Consider the following 16,206-nt stretch of genomic DNA (forward strand, 5'->3'; position numbering starts at 1 on the left):
GGCGGTCAGGCAGAATGAGGGGATGGAATTAAAGCTCAGGTGACTTTCATGCCGCGGCTGGCGAACAGCGCGCGCGTATGCGCCACTTGCTCGGAGGTGGGGATAGGCGTGTCGTTCAGCTGGTATTCCATGCCCAGCTGCGCCCATTTGTCCTTGCCCAGCTGATGGAAAGGCAGCACCTCCACCCGTTCCACCACCTCGCCCAGCGTGGCGACGAAATCGGCCAGCCGTTCGATGTCGGCGTCGCCGTCGGTCAAGCCCGGCACCAGCACATAGCGTATCCACATCTTCTTTTTCAGACGCTTCAGGCGCTTGGCGAAATCCAGCGTCGGCTGCAAGGGCTGGCCGGTGAGAGCCTGATACTTGTCGGGATCGGAATGCTTGATGTCCAGCATCACCAAGTCGACGTCGTCGAACCACTCGTCCGTCACGCGCTCATGCAGGAAACCCTGGGTATCCAGCGCGGTGTGCAGGCCGTAGCGTTCTTTGATTTCGTGGAACAACTCGCCGACGAACTCGTGCTGCATCAGCGGCTCGCCGCCGGAAATGGTGACGCCGCCGGCAAACTTGAGGAAGCGGGCGTATGGCGCCACTTCGGACAGCGCCTGCTCGACGCTGACCTGACGGCCGTTGTGCAGCTTCCAGGTATCGGGGTTGTGGCAGTACAGGCAGCGGAATTGACAGCCCGAGGTGAAAAACACGAAACGCATGCCGGGGCCGTCCACGCCGGCGCCGCTTTCGGTGGAATGCAAATAGCCTATGGTGTCGGTGCTGACAGCTTGGGCGGTGTAGTCTGCGGCGATGGGTGGGGTCATTGCCGTATCTCCGGTATATCCATGAAAAAGGCGGGGCGTTCCTGGTGGAAGCCCCGCCCATTGCTGCTTGAGGCTAACTCAGCTTACATCTTGCCGTGGAAGGTGCGGTTGATCACGTCCATCTGCTGCTCGCGGGTCAGCTTGATGAAGTTCACGGCGTAGCCCGACACGCGGATGGTCAGCTGCGGGTACAGTTCCGGGTGCTCCATCGCGTCCAGCAGGGTTTCGCGCTTGAACACGTTGACGTTGACGTGGAAGCCGCCGCCCGGGATGTCGCGCTCGCCTTCGCAATCGAACGGCGTGCAGTTGGCGCTGCTGAACTTGGTCGGGTTGGCCGAGCAGAAGCCGTCCAGGCAGTTGGCCAGGTTCAGGATGCGCTCGTCGGCAGTATGGCCCAGCGCGTCCGGCGTAGCCGAAGCGGTCCAGCTGATGCCGTCCAGCGCCGAGTCGTACGGCAGCTTGGCCACCGAGGCGCCCGCCGCCACAAAGCCCTTCACATCGCGGCCGTTCATCGGGTTGGCGCCCGGGGAGAACGGTTCGCCGGCGCGGCGGCCGTCCGGGGTGTTGCCGGTCTTCTTGCCGTACACCACATTGGAGGTGATGGTCAACACCGACTGGGTCGGCTTGGAGTCGCGGTAGAAGTACGGCTGGGCCTTGATCTTGTCCATGAAGGACTTGGTCAGCCACACGGCGATGTCGTCCACGCGGTCGTCGTTGTTGCCGTAAGCCGGGTATTCGCCTTCGATCTTGTAATCGACAGCCAGGCCGTCCTCATTGCGGATGATGTGCACCTTGGCGAACTTGACGGCGGACAGCGAGTCGGCGGCCACGGACAGGCCGGCGATGCCGCAAGCCATGGTGCGGATGATGTCGCGGTCGTGCAGCGCCATCTCGATGCGCTCGTAGGCGTACTTGTCGTGCATGTAGTGGATGCAGTTCAGCGCCTTGACGTAGGTGGCGGCCAGCCAGTCCATCATCTTCTCGAACTTGGGCATCAGCTCTTCATAGGTCAGCACGTCGCCGGTGATCGGCTCGAAGCCCTTGGCCACCAGCGCGCCGGATTTCTCGTCGCGGCCGCCGTTGATGGCGTACAGCATGGCCTTGGCCAGGTTGGCGCGGGCGCCGAAGAACTGCATCTGCTTGCCGATCTTCATCGCCGACACGCAGCAGGCGATGCCGTAGTCGTCGCCCCAGTAAGGCAGCATCAGATCGTCGTTTTCGTACTGGATGGCGCTGGTATCGATGGACACCTTGGCGCAGAAGTTCTTGAAGCCTTGCGGGAATTTCACCGACCACAGCACGGTCAGGTTCGGTTCCGGCGCCGGGCCCAGGTTGTACAGGGTGTTCAGGAAGCGGAAGCTGTTCTTGGTCACCAGGGTGCGGCCGTCTTGGCCCATGCCGCCGATGGATTCGGTCACCCAGGTCGGGTCGCCGGAGAACAGTTGATCGTATTCCGGGGTGCGCAGGAAGCGGACGATGCGCAGCTTGATCACCAGATCGTCGATCATTTCCTGAGCTTGTTCTTCAGTCAGTTCGCCGGCGGCGATGTCGCGCTCGATGTAGACGTCCAGAAAGGTGGACACGCGGCCGAAGGACATGGCGGCGCCGTTTTGCTCCTTCACGGCGGCCAGGTAGGCGAAGTACACCCATTGCACCGCTTCGCGGGCATTGGCGGCCGGGCGGCTGATGTCGTAGCCGTACTTGGCGGCCATCTGCTTCAGTTCGTCCAGGGCGCGGAATTGTTCGGACAGCTCTTCGCGCTGACGCATCACGTCGTCGGTGAAGGTGGCGTTGTCCAGTTCGTGGAACACTTGCTGGCGCTCGGCGCGCAGGAAGTCGGTGCCGTACAGGGCCACGCGGCGGTAGTCGCCGATGATGCGGCCGCGGCCGTAGGCGTCAGGCAGGCCGGTGATCACGCCGGACTTGCGGCAAGCCATGATTTCCGGGGTGTAAACATCGAACACGCCCTGGTTATGGCTCTTGCGATACTTTTCCCACACTTCCTTGATCATCGGGTCCAGCTTGAAGCCGAAGGCTTCCAGACCGTTTTCGACCATGCGCAGGCCGCCGTTCGGCATGATGGCGCGCTTCAGCGGGGCGTCGGTTTGCAGGCCGACGATCACTTCATTGGACTGGTCGATGTAGCCGGCGTCGTGCGCGGTGATGGAGGAGCCGCGGTCGGCGGAGACATCCAGCACGCCCTTGGCGCGCTCTTCCTTCAGCAGCACGCCCAGGGTATCCCACAGTTTCTTGGTGCGATCGGTCGCGCCGGCCAAGAAGCTGTCGTCGCCTTCGTACGGCTGATAGTTCAGCTGAATGAAGTTGCGGACATCGACCTTGCTCTGCCATTCGCCGGCGGCGAAATCGCGCCACGGGTTGGCTTGAGTAGCATTTTGAGTGATGGCGTCCATCTGGGGCCTCCTTCTTGGCTAGATCCAGTAAGTGTTAGATATTGAACACATCGTACATTCGGATTCGAAAATTTCGCTTGATCTTAATCAAGTCAGCCCCTGCTTATAGCGCGATTTCGATGCCGCGCCGCAACATGCCGAATGCGTCCCACACCCTTGTAATATCAGTATTTTACAGCAAAATCGGCGCGATACCCGATGTACCGCGCCAACTACATTCGAAACCGAACATTCACAAGCCGTTCACCGGCCCGTCGTCCGCCTCATGTTCTCAGACCGCGTTCAAGGTATGGCGTTCCAAGCAGAACACCACCAGGCCCACGCCGACCGCGCCGCCGACAATATTGCCCAAGGTGGCCGGCAGCATATTGTGCAGGATGTCGCCCCACTCCAGCCCCGCCATGTTTTGCAGCTTGGCCAGCGCGAAGAAGGCCATATTGGCGATGCTGTGCTCAAAACCGGAGAAGAAGAACACGAACACCAGCAGCATGATCACCAGGATGCGCGCAGCCTCGTTGGCCAGGCGCATCGGCACCCACACCGCCAGGCAGATGATCCAGTTGCACAGCACGCCCTTCCAGAAAATCTCCATGGAAGAAGCGTGCACCTTGTGCTCCACCACGCTGAACAGCAAGTGGTTGGCCGGCAGCACGCCCATGCCGCCCGCTCCGGCCAGCACCGCCACGAACAACAATACGCCGATCAGGTTGCCTATATATACCATCGCCCAGCTGCGCAGCAGATTGCAGGTGCGGCAGCGGCCGCTAAGCCGGCCAACGGTGAAGTACATCACATTGCTGGTGAACAGCTCCACCTTGCAGACGATGATGCTGACCAGCGCCACGCCGAAGAAACCGGCCGTGGCGATGTAATAGCCGGAATCGCCGGCCGCGAAGAACACCTGGCCCAACTTCAGGCTGACGGCGAGGACAACCGCGATCAAGGCGCCGGCCATGGCGGCGCTGAGCAGATAACGGCCCGGCTCGGCCAGTAAAACATCCTGCTTGCTGGCTGCCTCGTCGGCCACATAGGCGAGAGTGGAGGGGTGGCTCATGATGTCGTCTCTTGATAAAGGATAAAGGGGAGTCGAAGCCGCGGCGCGAGAGAGCGCATCCGCATTCGCAAATATTGCAATTTGCGAAAATTTTATGTTCGATTCCGTAAAAAAGTGTTTGACGGCCATCAATCCTAGATAGGCTTTCCATACGGAATATTTCGCCCCCACCCCTGCCTCCGCCCATGGCCACCCCTTGCAAATCCTATATATATCAATGCGATATCTAACCCTATCGCCCTAACGCCAGCCTTCAGCCCCACTCTCTGCAGCCGCCCTCCGCCTCCCAATCCGCATCTCTCTCAATCCGCAACTCAAACTCGGACACTAAGTAATGATTTGAAAATTTAAATTTTCATCTCCTTTCGTTTATTTTCACTTTTGAATATTTATGCAATATGATATTGGGTGAATTCTCTAAACGCGCGTTTCAATCATTCAATACGAACATTTCAACCTAGCCATGCTTCAAAGACGCATCGGCCATTCCGCCGCAGAACGCCAAAAATTCATAAAATCCATATGATTCAATTGCTTGCAAAAATTCCAATTCGAACCCAAAGCGCCGCGCGCCCGCTGCCGGCAAGTCCCAAAATAGCGCTCCCGACGCAGTAAAGAATCAAAACCGAAGCGCTACAAGCAATCTTTCAAACCGAGCAATGGCTCAAATAATAAATTTATGCCAATTCAAAATGGCAAAAACTGCAAATTTCATCAACTTGAAATTACGTTTCTTAGAATCAAATTCTGAGCAATTTAATTTCAATTAAAATGGATTAAGCCACCATTAGAACAAAAATATTGCTCCCGCCTCATCTAAAAAAATCGAAATAGCGCTATCCGACAGGTTCATTTGTTCATTTGGCGACAATTTTAACTTGATTAGAATCAACTGATGTTCTTAAATGTGTACCTTTCCAATTACAAAAGCCCTTACGATGTGCAGCAACGAAGCAGGACAAGGTCTCGCCAAAGCCAACAAGAGACACCTGCTGACCACCGCACATTTCGATGCTCCACCCCATGCGCCACCAACGCCGGCGCAGGAACATCGACCCGGTATTTGCGTATATCCGTTTTGAAAAGGCACGAATCATGTCACAAACCATTGCCTCCACCGCTCCCCGCTCCGGCTCGTCCGGATGGACCAAGCACGACACCACCTGGATGCTCGGCCTGTATGGCACCGCCATCGGCGCCGGCGTTCTGTTCCTCCCGATCAACGCCGGCATCGGCGGCCTGTGGCCGCTGATGCTAATGGCCATCCTGGCCCTGCCGCTGACCTTCTTCGCCCACCGCGGCCTGACCCGCTTCGTGCTGTCCGGCAGCAAAGAAGGCGCGGACATCACCGAAGTGGTGGAAGAACACTTCGGCATCGGCGCCGGCAAGATCATCACCCTGCTGTACTTCTTCGCCATCTACCCGATTCTGTTGATGTACAGCGTGGCCATCACCAATACGGTGCTGTCCTTCCTGAATAACCAGCTGCATATCGACGTGGGCACCGGCACCGCCACCCGCGCCGTCTTCTCGCTGGCGCTGATCCTGGGCCTGATGTCCATCGTGCGCCTGGGCGGCCAGATGATCGTCAAGGCGATGAGCATCCTGGTTTACCCCTTCGTGGTGGTGCTGATGATGCTGGCCCTGTACCTGATCCCGCAATGGAGCGACACCGCCATCCGCCACGCCGGCAGCCTGGGCGACGCCGTATCCAGCGGCGCCTTCTACAAGACGCTGTGGCTGGCCATCCCGGTGATGGTGTTCTCGTTCAACCACTCGCCTATCATCTCGTCCTTCTCCGTCGACCAGCGCAAGCTGCACGGCGATGAAGCCGAGCAATCTTCCAGCCGCGTGCTGATCCGCGCCCACACCATGATGGTGCTGACCGTGATGTTCTTCGTGTTCAGCTGCGTGTTCAGCCTGAGCCCGGCCGACCTGGCCGCCGCCAAGGCCCAGAACATCTCCATCCTGTCCTACCTGGCCAACCACTTCCAGAACCCGGTGATGGAATGGGTTGCCCCGATCATCGCCATGGTAGCCATCAGCAAGTCCTTCCTGGGCCACTACCTGGGCGCCAAAGAAGGCTTCAACGGCCTGGTGATCAAGCAACTGCGCCAGAGCGGCAAGACCATCGAATCTTCCAAGCTGGACCGCTACACCGCCATCTTCATGATCGTGACCTGCTGGATCATCGCCACCATCAACCCGTCCATCCTGGGCATGATTGAAACCCTGGGCGGCCCTGTCATCGCGATGCTGCTGTTCCTGATGCCGATGTACGCCATCCAGAAAGTGCCGGCGATGAAGAAGTACTCCGGCGCCGCCAGCAACATCTTCGTGGTACTGATCGGCCTGATCGCCATCTCCGCCATCTTCTACGATCTGATCGCCTGATCGTAAGCAAACAGGCCCCCGCCTCTGGGGGCTGGGAAATTGGGGTTCGATCATCAGGCAGCGGATTTCCGCCCTGACAGACAGAGGCCCGGCTTGGCCGGGTCCTCTGGGACCTCTCCCGATCTCCCGCTCGCAGCCGCCCGGCCTGTCCTCCTTCCAGAATTTCTGCATTAAAGAGGTAGCATCATGTTCAGCATGAGCGACATCTACAAAATCGGCGTAGGCCCCTCCAGCTCCCACACCGTCGGCCCGATGAAGGCCGGACACCAGTTCCTTGGCGCGCTCAAGGAGACCGGAAAATTCAATCAAGTCACCCGCGTCCACGTGGACTGCTACGGCTCGCTGGCGCTGACAGGCAAAGGCCACTGCACCGATCAGGCCATCATCCTGGGCCTGGCCGGCAATCTGCCCGACACCGTCGACCCGGACACCACCTCCGGCCTGATGGCCGATGTGGAGCAAACCAGCCAGCTGACGCTGGGCCGCACCCATCAGCGCGTGGCCTTCGGCATGGACTTCCACACCGCCAACCTGCCGCTGCACGAAAACGGCATGCAGATCCACGCCTACATCGGCGACGACAAGGTTCTGACCAAGACTTACTACTCCATCGGCGGCGGCTTCATCGTCGACGAAGAGCACTTCAACCAGTCCAGCTGCAGCGATACGCCGGTGCCCTATCACTTCGTCACCGCCCAACAACTGATGGACATGTGCGAGGAAACCGGCCTGTCCATCGCCTCGCTGGTGATGGAAAACGAAAAAGCCTTCCACGAAACCGGCGAGGTGCAAGCGCATTTCCGCCGCGTGTGGGAAGTGATGAAGAGCAGCATCGAGCGCGGCATGCGCACTGAAGGCAACCTGCCCGGCCCGATGCGCATCCCCCGCCGCGCGCCGGCACTGCACCGCATGCTGACCAGCTCGCTGACCGTGGCCAAAGACCCGATGAGCGTGATGGACTGGGTCAATATGTACGCGATGGCGATGTCGGAAGAAAACGCCGCCGGCGGTCGCGTCGTCACCGCGCCGACCAACGGCGCCTGCGGCATCGTGCCGGCGGTGCTGGCCTACTACAACCACTTCATCCAGCCGCTGGACGACGACAGCTGCCTACGCTTCTTCCTGTCCTCCGGCGCCATCGGCTGCCTGTTCAAGCTGAACGCGTCCATCTCCGGCGCTGAAGTCGGCTGCCAGGGCGAAGTGGGCGTGGCCTGTTCCATGGCCGCCGCCGGACTGACCGAGCTGATGGGCGGCAGCCCGTCGCAAGTGTGCATGGCGGCTGAAATCGCCATGGAGCACAATCTGGGCCTGACTTGCGACCCGGTGGGCGGCCAGGTGCAAATCCCCTGCATCGAGCGCAACGCCATCGCCGCGGTCAAGGCGATCAACGCCGCCCGCATGGCCATGCACCGCGTCAGCAGCCCCAAGGTGTCGCTGGACAAGGTCATCGCCGCCATGTACGAAACCGGCAAGGACATGGACGCCAAGTACCGCGAAACCTCCTGCGGCGGCCTGGCCCTGCAGATCAAGGTGGAAAGCAAAGTCGTGCCGACCCAGGCCATCCGCTGGGTGGACGACGCGGCCTGATAGCCGTTTGCCCGCCTCAAACGACAACGCCACCCTTCGCGGTGGCGTTTTTGCATTGAAGTCTGGTTTGGACGCGCATTGCGCCGGCATACGCCTGGCTCTACCATGTGCAGGCATCTTTTACTCGCACCCAGCCACATGAACCCAAGCCAATTCACCCTGCTGTTCGATCTGGACGGCACCCTCACCCGCACCGACCACCTGCATTACCAGGCCTTCGCCAGCCTGATGGCCGACAACGGCCGCGAACTGACGCCTGAAATCTACAAACGCGACGTGCTGGGCGGCAGCAACGAAAGCATCATGAAAGCGCTGTTTCCGGACATGCCCGAGCGCCACGCCGAGTTCGCGGAACTGAAGGAGCAGCGCTTCCGCGCCTCCGTCACCCAGCTGACGCCCACGCACGGCCTGGGAAAGCTGTTCGACTGGGCGCGCGAGCAGCGCATTCCGGTGGCGGTGGTGACCAATGCGCCGCGCGCCAACGCCGACCTGATGCTGTCCGCGCTGGAGCTGATGGGAAAGATAGACACGCTGGTCATCGGCGACGAGCTGCCGCAAGGCAAGCCGCACCCCCTGCCCTATCTGACCGCGCTGCGGCAATTAGGCGGCCGCGCCGATCGCGCCTGCGCTTTTGAAGACTCGCCTTCCGGCATTCGCGCCGCCCGCGCCGCCGGTCTGCACACCTTCGGCCTGATAGGCGAACTGAGCGCCGCCGACCTGCTGCAAGCCGGCGCCTCCGCCGCCATCGAACACTTCGACGCGCCCGAACTCTGGCGCTGGCTGGCCGAAGCTCAAGCCTCCGGCTCAGCCTGCCCTGCCTGAGTTCATACCAGCGCGGAATACAGGCCGCAGGCGATCAGGCAACAACCGCATGCCCGATTAAGCCAGCCCTCGCCGCCCCGCGGCAGGGCGCGGCCCACCGTCAACACCGCCGCCACGCACAATAGAAACACCGCGCCCACGGTCAGCAGGAACAAAGGCCCCAGCACCAGCAACTGGCCGACCGTATCGCGGCCCGGCTGCATGAACTGCGGAAAATAGACGATCAAGAAGGCGATGATCTTGGGGTTGGGCAAGGTCGCCATCAAGCCGCGGCGGAAGGCCCCGCCCGGTCCGCCGCTTGTAGTCGTCCCGCCGCTCCGCGCCCGCAGCAAACCCACCCCCAGATACAGCAGATACGCCGTACCCAGCCACTTCAGACCATGCAAAGCCATCGGCGATGCTTGCGCCAGCGCGCCCACGCCGCTCAAGGCGATGGCCAGCAGAATCGCGTCGGCCAGCACCACGCCGCCGGTCGCGGCCATGCCGGCGCGCCAGCCTCTGTCCAGCGCGCACGCCGCGATCACCAGCATAGACGGCCCCGGCAACAAGGTGATCAAGGCCGTGGCGACAATAAAGCTCCCAATCATCTCGCCCCCTCCTCAGCGCAGCAGGCCCAGGCTGCCGGTCAATTGCCGCACCCGCTTGGCCGAACCGCATAAAGCCAGGCCCTGATATTGCAAATCCCGCTGCGGCGTATCGCGCAAGACGGCGGCGTACTCCTGATAGCTGCGAGTGCTGCGCGTGGCGTAGATCAACTCCACCACCGTCAAACCGGCTTGCCTCGCCTGTTCTCGCAAGGCTCGCAATTGCGCCGCGTCTCCCTTCAACACCGGAATCGGCACCGTGGTGATGCCCAGCCGCGCGCCGCCGTCCGCGTCCGCCAGGTCCGCACCCACCAGTTCCGGATGGCGGCGGCCCAAGGTCATTGATAAAACCGCGGCGGTATTGGCGATGACGCCGACAGGCAAGTCGGGATCGACGATGATGGCGCAACGAAGCTCATCCATGGCGTTCTCCAGGCAATGACAAAGTCTTGCCACTGTGCGCCGAGATAGTGCAAGCTACAATTCAGAGCAATTGAAAATAACTAATCGAAAAAATCGAACAATGATAGAAGAACTGCGCGCCTTGGCGGTGTTCGCCAAAACCGTGGAAACCGGCTCCTTCCGCGCCGCCGCCAGAGCCTTGCAGCTATCGCCTTCGGTGGTCAGCCACCATGTTTCGCAGCTGGAAAGCCGATTGGGCACCGCGCTGCTTTATCGCAGCACCCGCAGGCTGTCGCTGACGGCGGACGGAGAAATGCTGCACCAGCATGCCCAGGCCATGCTGCAAGCGGCGGAAAGCGGCCTCAACGCCCTGGCCGGCCGCGGGGCCGAAGCCTCCGGGCGGCTCAGCCTCACCCTGCCCGCCTTTTTCTCCCGCTCTCCGCTCACCGCCCGGCTGGCCGAGTTTTCCCTCCGGCACCCCAAGGTGGAGTTGGCGCTGGACTATAGCGACGAAAAGCGCGACCTGGTTCGCGACGGCATAGACCTGGCCATCCGCATCGGCGAGCTGCCGGACAGCGCGCTCAAATCGCGCCGCCTTTTCGACATGCCGCGCCTGCTGGTGGCGGCCCCCGCCTTGCTGGCGCAGCGCCCCGCTCCCCGCCATCCGCAGGAATTGGCCGACTGGCCCTGGCTGGGCATCCGCATGCGGCCCGACCGCAAAACCTTGATCGACGAAGCCGGAGAGGCGCACAGCTTTCCCATCCAGCCCGCCATCCGCGCCAATAGCCTGGACGCGGTCTGCCAACTGGCCGCCGCCGGCTGCGGCCTGGCCACGCCGCCGGCCTTTCTAGCGCAAGACGACATCGCCGCCGGCAGATTGATGGAATGCACGCCTGCGTGGCGGGTGGAGGCGCTAGGGGTATACGCGGTATGGCCGGCCAACGCCGCCCGCGCCAGCCTGACGCTGCGGCTGGTCCATCACCTGGCCGACGCAGGCGGATATTCATGACAATGATATAATCAGCCCATCCCACTCCGGAGGCTCATCATGCAAAGTCCGCGCGACTTGGATCAAGTCATCGCCGCCAGCATCCGCAACAGCGAACAAAGCGGCGAATTGCGGCAAATCCCTGGCTGGGGGAAACCGCTGGAGCTGGATGAGAGTTATGCCGCCACGCCGGCCGAACTGAGAATGCCCTACAAGATTTTGAAGGACGCCGGCTGCGTGCCCGCCGAGGTGGAAATGATGAAAACGCTCGCCGTCCTGCGCGCCGAACTGGCCGAACTGGAAGCGGAAAGCCCGGCCTGGCAGGCCAAGCAACGGCAAGTTCAGCAACTGGCGCTGAATATCTCTCTGCAGATGGAACGCTTGCGCAGCGGCGGCTGAGCCTCTCCTCCACTGCGGAAGCCCGCCCGCCTTGGGACAAACCACCATCATTGCCGGGAGGCGCGCAACAGCAACAACACGCCGTTCATTCCCGCGCAGGGAGGGCTCCACCGCCTGCATCCTGCGTCGCGCCCATATTGGCCGCCGATTGCGCCAAGCCGGCCTGCTGCGGCGTGGACGCCGAACTCAAGGCCAAGGGCCCAGTCGACGGCATCAGGCTTCTTGGCTTCGAGCGCCCTCCGCCACGCCGCCATGCGGCAAAACCTCGGTCTGCGCCAGCACCGCCCTGCTGCTCGCCATCGCCAGCGCGCCCACCAGTAAACCGAACAAAGCCAGCACGCTCGCCATATCCAGCCTCGTCAGCAAGATGCCCACGCCCACCACCGGCACGATCAGGCCCAGATAAGCCGCCACAAAAAAGCATGAGCTCACTTCGGCCAGCCGCTCCGCCGGCGACAGCATCGCCACCAATCCCAACCCGCCCCGCAGCGCCATCCCGGCGCCCATCCCGCCCACTGCCGCCCCGGCCAGGAACAAGGGCATGGACGCCAGGCGGAACGCCAGCCACACGCAGGCCAGCGCCAAGGGCAACAGCAGCACGCCGGCCGGCACCACCTTGCGCGGCGGCATGCGCACCACCAGCAACTGGCCCAGCGCCGCGCAGCAAAAAGCCGAGAACACCATGCCGCCGCTCAGCAAAAAGCCGCCTCTATGCAAGCCGACAGCCAGGAAACGCCCGGCCAAGGCCGCGAACAAGCCCAGAAAACTGAAACCGCACAGCACCGCCATCGCCGCCGCCATGAAGGCCTGGCGGATCTCGGCGGGAATGCCCAGCCGCTGCAGCCTCAAAGCCGGTCGCGGGCCCTCATGCTTCACCGTTTCAGGCAGCCAGGGCAGCAATAAGCCGGGCAGCAGCATGCCCAACAGCAGCTGATAGCTGGCATGCAGCGGCTGCGCCGCATACTGCGACACCGCGCCGGACAACAGCGCGCCCAGGCCCAGCCCGCTCATATTGCACAAGCTGGTGATCAAGGCGGCCAAGGCGCGGTTGCGCAGCAGCTCCGCCAGATAGGCGGTCACCGCGCCGACCATCAAACCCACCGCCATGCCGGACAAAATCCGGCCGACGAACAGGCCCGGCAAGGAGGGCCAATACAGAAACGCCAGCAAGCTCGCCCCGGTGAGGCCCACGCTCAGCACCAGCACCGGCCGCCTGCCCAATAGATCGGACAGCTTGCCGAACACCAGCAGCTTGAACAGGATGGCCAGCGCATAAGACGCGAACACCAGCGTCACCCACAAGGGCGACAAACCCAGCCGCTGCGCATAAAGAGGATACAAGGGCGTGGGCAGCGTGCCGGCCATCATCACCGCCAACAGCAGATAAGCGCCGAGCCATGCGGCGCGCCGGGATGAAGCACTGATCGCCATAGCCGTCTACCCGCGCCTTTCGCTCAAGCGGCCCGCCGCCTGGCCCGGTTGCCCAAAATGGCCCAAAACCACCCTCTCATCCCGTCGATTGCAATGCTTTGACAAAACCATCCCCTCATCGCCATTAGAGGGGCGATAGTAGAGAGCGCCAGCCGGCCAGCGTGAGCGAATAATATTCATAGGCAATATATGAAAAAAGTATACTGCCGCATGGATTTGAAAAATATGCGCTATTTCGTGGAAGTGGCCCGGCACGGCGGCTTCCTGCAAGCCTCTCGCCGCATCCATGTCAGCCAGCCGGCCCTGAGCAAAGCCATCCAGCAACTGGAGACAGAACTGGGCGCCAGGCTGCTGGTCCGCAGCCGTCCCGGCGTGCCGGCGCGGCTGACGCCATCCGGCGAGCTGGCGCTCCAGCACGCCAAAGCGCTGCTGGAGCGCAGCGCGCTGATGCAGGCCGAGGTGAGCCTGCTCAACCACCAAGCCGCAGGCGTTTTGCGGCTCGGCCTGCCGCCGCTGGGCGGCATAAGCCAGGTGGCGGCCGCGCTCACGGAATTTCAACAACGCTATCCGCAAGTGGAGCTGCAATTGCTGGAAAATGGCGGAGCGGAACTGGAACAGGCCGTGCGCCAGGGCGAGGCTGAGCTCGCAGTCAGCCTGCAACCGGACAGCGACGACCTGGACTGGCATCCGATCTGCGCGGAACCCTTGCTCGTCGCGCTGCCGGCGGGCCACCCGCTCGCCGGTCATCGCAGCCTGCTGCTATCGGACCTGGCGCAACAGCCATGGGTGCGGCTGCACGGCGCCTCCCTTCTCAACCGCCGCATCGAGCAATGCTGCCCGGACCTGGACCTGCGCCGCCAGCAAGTCGCGCAAAGCGCCAATCTGGCCTTCTGCCTGTCCCTGATAGCCGCTGGCGCCGGACTGATGGTATTGCCCAAGCCATTAGCTCAGCACCATATCCCGCTCGGCGTGGCTACCGTGCCGCTGGATTGCCCGCAGCTGCGCTGGCAACTGGCGGCGATCTGGCGCAAAGACGCCGCGCTTTCCGCGCCGGCCCGACAGTGGCTGGCCTTGCTGGCCAGCAGGACGGAACCCGCTGAGGCGTAGCATCGGCGCATCCCCACGGGCGTGGGGAACACTCGACCAGCGTCGGCCAAACTCAGCCGATGGGCGGTTCATCCCCGCGGAAGCGGGGAACACTCGGCGCGAGATTCACGATTAAGCCCCCTTGCCGGTTCATCCCCGCAGGCGCGGGGAACACGCCAAGCTGGGCGCGCTGGTTGGGACCATGGTCGGTTCATCCCCGCAGGCGCGGGGAACACGCTGACGAGGTGTCCAGCTTCACCAACTCCAGCGGTTCATCCCCGCAGGCGCGGGGAACACGCGCGGCCGAACTTCGTTAGAAACAGGAACGACGGTTCATCCCCGCAGGCGCGGGGAACACTGCAATCTAGCCAGCGGCGCCGTTTACCCCTGCGGTTCATCCCCGCAGGCGCGGGGAACACGGCTGCTTGCGTATCGCTGGGCTTGCCCAGGACGGTTCATCCCCGCAGGCGCGGGGAACACGCTGTACTCGGAGGAAACGAAATGACCGCCTGCGGTTCATCCCCGCAGGCGCGGGGAACACATCCATTGTGTTGCTCCAATAGTTTGGCCTCTCGGTTCATCCCCGCAGGCGCGGGGAACACTAGGCCATCTCGATGTTGCGGTTCTCGGATGTCGGTTCATCCCCGCAGGCGCGGGGAACACGCCGCCACACTCAATCCGCTTAAACAGAAAGACGGTTCATCCCCGCAGGCGCGGGGAACACGGTCTAGGGCATTGGGAGGCATGATTGGGCGTCGGTTCATCCCCGCAGGCGCGGGGAACACTTCATCAAGACTTGGCCTGCGCATGAACCGCCCGGTTCATCCCCGCAGGCGCGGGGAACACATAGAGTGCCGAACGGGCATCGGACACTACATCGGTTCATCCCCGCAGGCGCGGGGAACACTCACGCAAACGTCAATGGCATAAATACTAACCCGGTTCATCCCCGCAGGCGCGGGGAACACGTGAGTGAGATGGTGAAAAGGTGGAAATATTGCGGTTCATCCCCGCAGGCGCGGGGAACACCAGTTCGTCGGCGTGAAGTTCGACACCGCGATCGGTTCATCCCCGCAGGCGCGGGGAACACGCACGGACTATCTGCAAGAAGCCATTGAGAAGCGGTTCATCCCCGCAGGCGCGGGGAACACGATAGGTAATTGCTCAATGCCTGTTTGCTTATCGGTTCATCCCCGCAGGCGCGGGGAACACGCCGCCGTTGTGGGCGTAGATAAGATAATCGTCGGTTCATCCCCGCAGGCGCGGGGAACACGCACGGACTATCTGCAAGAAGCCATTGAGAAGCGGTTCATCCCCGCAGGCGCGGGGAACACGATAGGTAATTGCTCAATGCCTGTTTGCTTATCGGTTCATCCCCGCAGGCGCGGGGAACACGCCGGAGGGGAATGTGTCGGCCTCACAATTTTCGGTTCATCCCCACGGGCGTGGGGAACACTCAGCACAGCGCCAGCATCAACCCTTGAAACGCGGTTCATCCCCACGGGCGTGGGGAACACGTCCTCATCGGCCACCATTCTGTGACCGGCAATGGTTCATCCCCACGGGCGTGGGGAACACAGGCGTTGAACGTAGAAGTAGACAATAAAAAACGGTTCATCCCCACGGGCGTGGGGAACACTTCAGCTCGTCGGCGTCGCGCGTTTGCAGCGCCGGTTCATCCCCACGGGCGTGGGGAACACTGGTCTGTGAGTTTTGCGCCACGCTTAATATCCGGTTCATCCCCACGGGCGTGGGGAACACTTGTCCCACGGCACGAACTTTCCGTTCATGGCCGGTTCATCCCCACGGGCGTGGGGAACACGGCTGGTGACGACATGGACTATGCCGTGGACACGGTTCATCCCCACGGGCGTGGGGAACACGCTTCCCCAACCCTCAAACACGGCGAAGGTAGCGGTTCATCCCCACGGGCGTGGGGAACACACGCAACCAGCCAAATGCGGGAAATCACGAGGCGGTTCATCCCCACGGGCGTGGGGAACACCAGAGTTGCCGGAATACCGGCGTTTGAGACGGCGGTTCATCCCCACGGGCGTGGGGAACACTTCGCCAACGCCGGAGCGCTCAGATACATCAGCGGTTCATCCCCACGGGCGTGGGGAACACCATCGATCAGAACTCCCCAGGAGGCACTATCGCGGTTCATCCCCACGGGCGTGGGGAACACGCCGATGCCAGCGATTGGGCGGAGTTCATCCGCGGTTCATCCCCA

The 16,206-nt window shown here is 62.1% G+C and carries 13 protein-coding genes and 1 CRISPR repeat array (1 of these 14 cut by a window edge); of the genes, 6 read left to right on the forward strand and 7 right to left on the reverse strand.

Going from position 1 to position 16,206, the window contains the following annotated elements; all coding sequences use genetic code 11:
* Positions 1 to 35 precede the first annotated feature (35 nt).
* From pflA to NKT35_RS00830, 3 genes are all read right to left on the reverse strand, one after another.
* On the reverse strand, positions 36 to 815 hold the full coding sequence (gene pflA / locus NKT35_RS00820) for a pyruvate formate-lyase-activating protein (RefSeq protein ID WP_254297913.1): 780 nt from the start codon (positions 813 to 815) through the stop codon (positions 36 to 38).
* An 83-nt stretch (positions 816 to 898) separates the two neighbouring features.
* Positions 899 to 3,226 carry a formate C-acetyltransferase gene (gene pflB / locus NKT35_RS00825; protein WP_254297914.1) on the reverse strand — a complete coding sequence of 776 codons (2,328 nt, stop codon included), beginning with the start codon at positions 3,224 to 3,226 and terminating at the stop codon, positions 899 to 901.
* 271 nt (positions 3,227 to 3,497) lie between these two features.
* Positions 3,498 to 4,280 carry a formate transporter FocA gene (locus tag NKT35_RS00830; RefSeq protein WP_254297915.1) on the reverse strand — a complete coding sequence of 261 codons (783 nt, stop codon included), beginning with the start codon at positions 4,278 to 4,280 and terminating at the stop codon, positions 3,498 to 3,500.
* 1,095 nt (positions 4,281 to 5,375) lie between these two features.
* On the opposite strand from NKT35_RS00830, the gene NKT35_RS00835 reads away from it, so the two are divergent.
* From NKT35_RS00835 to NKT35_RS00845, 3 genes are all read left to right on the forward strand, one after another.
* Positions 5,376 to 6,674: an HAAAP family serine/threonine permease gene (locus NKT35_RS00835; RefSeq protein ID WP_305883459.1), complete on the forward strand. Its 1,299-nt coding sequence runs from the start codon at positions 5,376 to 5,378 to the stop codon at positions 6,672 to 6,674.
* 186 nt (positions 6,675 to 6,860) lie between these two features.
* The gene (locus tag NKT35_RS00840) at positions 6,861 to 8,261 is read left to right on the forward strand and encodes an L-serine ammonia-lyase (RefSeq protein ID WP_254297916.1); all 1,401 of its coding nucleotides are present in this window, start codon (positions 6,861 to 6,863) and stop codon (positions 8,259 to 8,261) included.
* A gap of 138 nt (positions 8,262 to 8,399) precedes the next feature.
* A complete protein-coding gene (locus NKT35_RS00845) occupies positions 8,400 to 9,083 on the forward strand; it encodes an HAD family hydrolase (RefSeq protein WP_254297917.1) in 684 nt (227 codons plus the stop codon).
* A 2-nt stretch (positions 9,084 to 9,085) separates the two neighbouring features.
* Here the strand turns inward: NKT35_RS00845 and NKT35_RS00850 are convergent, their stop codons facing one another.
* Positions 9,086 to 9,670 carry a LysE family translocator gene (locus tag NKT35_RS00850; RefSeq protein ID WP_254297918.1) on the reverse strand — a complete coding sequence of 195 codons (585 nt, stop codon included), beginning with the start codon at positions 9,668 to 9,670 and terminating at the stop codon, positions 9,086 to 9,088.
* 12 nt (positions 9,671 to 9,682) lie between these two features.
* Positions 9,683 to 10,090 carry a DUF2000 domain-containing protein gene (locus NKT35_RS00855; protein ID WP_254297919.1) on the reverse strand — a complete coding sequence of 136 codons (408 nt, stop codon included), beginning with the start codon at positions 10,088 to 10,090 and terminating at the stop codon, positions 9,683 to 9,685.
* Positions 10,091 to 10,190: 100 nt separating this feature from the next.
* On the opposite strand from NKT35_RS00855, the gene NKT35_RS00860 reads away from it, so the two are divergent.
* Together NKT35_RS00860 and NKT35_RS00865 are read left to right on the forward strand one after the other, a co-directional pair.
* Positions 10,191 to 11,078, forward strand: a complete 888-nt coding sequence (locus tag NKT35_RS00860) for a LysR family transcriptional regulator (RefSeq protein WP_254297920.1) — start codon at positions 10,191 to 10,193, stop codon at positions 11,076 to 11,078.
* Positions 11,079 to 11,117: 39 nt separating this feature from the next.
* On the forward strand, positions 11,118 to 11,456 hold the full coding sequence (locus NKT35_RS00865; protein WP_254297921.1) for a DnaJ family domain-containing protein: 339 nt from the start codon (positions 11,118 to 11,120) through the stop codon (positions 11,454 to 11,456).
* An 85-nt stretch (positions 11,457 to 11,541) separates the two neighbouring features.
* On the opposite strand, the gene NKT35_RS24295 is transcribed toward NKT35_RS00865, so the two are convergent.
* Both NKT35_RS24295 and NKT35_RS24085 read right to left on the reverse strand, forming a co-directional pair.
* Positions 11,542 to 11,670 (reverse strand): hypothetical protein, encoded by a 129-nt coding sequence (locus NKT35_RS24295; RefSeq protein WP_505190898.1) that lies wholly within the window; start codon positions 11,668 to 11,670, stop codon positions 11,542 to 11,544.
* Positions 11,670 to 12,887: an MFS transporter gene (locus NKT35_RS24085; RefSeq protein WP_305883460.1), complete on the reverse strand. Its 1,218-nt coding sequence runs from the start codon at positions 12,885 to 12,887 to the stop codon at positions 11,670 to 11,672. The genes NKT35_RS24295 and NKT35_RS24085 overlap by 1 nt, the downstream gene beginning before the upstream one ends.
* Before the next feature lie 225 nt (positions 12,888 to 13,112).
* Here NKT35_RS24085 and NKT35_RS00880 point away from each other — a divergent pair, with 225 nt between their 5' ends.
* Entirely contained in the window at positions 13,113 to 13,994 is an 882-nt protein-coding gene (locus NKT35_RS00880; protein ID WP_254297922.1) for a LysR family transcriptional regulator, read from the forward strand.
* A gap of 3 nt (positions 13,995 to 13,997) precedes the next feature.
* Positions 13,998 to 16,206: a CRISPR direct-repeat array (repeat unit 29 nt; unit sequence CGGTTCATCCCCGCAGGCGCGGGGAACAC) (it continues 77 nt past the right edge of the window).

This window comes from Chromobacterium sp. IIBBL 290-4, from assembly GCF_024207115.1.
GTDB lineage: Bacteria > Pseudomonadota > Gammaproteobacteria > Burkholderiales > Chromobacteriaceae > Chromobacterium.